1 protein-coding gene is annotated in these 527 nt (G+C 60.9%); it reads right to left on the bottom strand.

Features of this window, described 5'->3' with window-relative positions:
- Window positions 1-527, bottom strand: a 527-nt coding sequence (locus ABLU80_RS13535; RefSeq protein WP_348850082.1) for a molybdopterin dinucleotide binding domain-containing protein, incomplete at both ends; no start/stop codon positions are given.

The raw sequence follows: 527 nt of genomic DNA on the forward strand, positions 1-527 counted from the left end.
TCTCCGACACCAGCTCGTTACAGGCGCCGATCCACCACTGGTAGGTCATGTACACCGCGCCTTTATTCGGCCGATCGCTGACCTGCGCGCGGGTGATGATGCGGCCCTTACGCGAATTGACCCACACCAGCGCTTCATCTTCGATGCCTAACCGTTCGGCGTCGGCGGTGTTGATTTGCGCATAGCCTGGTTCATCCGCCAGCGCCGCCAGCGCCGCGCAGTTGCCGGTCATCGAACGGCAGGAGTAGTGGCCGACCTCGCGCACCGTTGAGAGCACCATCGGATACTCGTCGGTGAGCTTATCGATCGGCGCGACCCAGTCGCAGGTGAAGAACTGCGCCAGCCCGTTCGGGGTATCGAACTTCTCTTTAAACAGATACGACGTCCCCTGGTCGGCGTCGGACTCGTCGCGGCATGGCCACATGACATAGCCGAGCTCGCCCATTTTCTCATAGGTGGCGCCGTAGAAGTCCGGGCACAGATGCCGCAACTCATCCCAGATCTCCTGGGTGTTGTTGTAGTGCATC

Source organism: Klebsiella sp. CN_Kp104, assembly GCF_040064515.1.
Lineage (GTDB): Bacteria > Pseudomonadota > Gammaproteobacteria > Enterobacterales > Enterobacteriaceae > Klebsiella > Klebsiella aerogenes.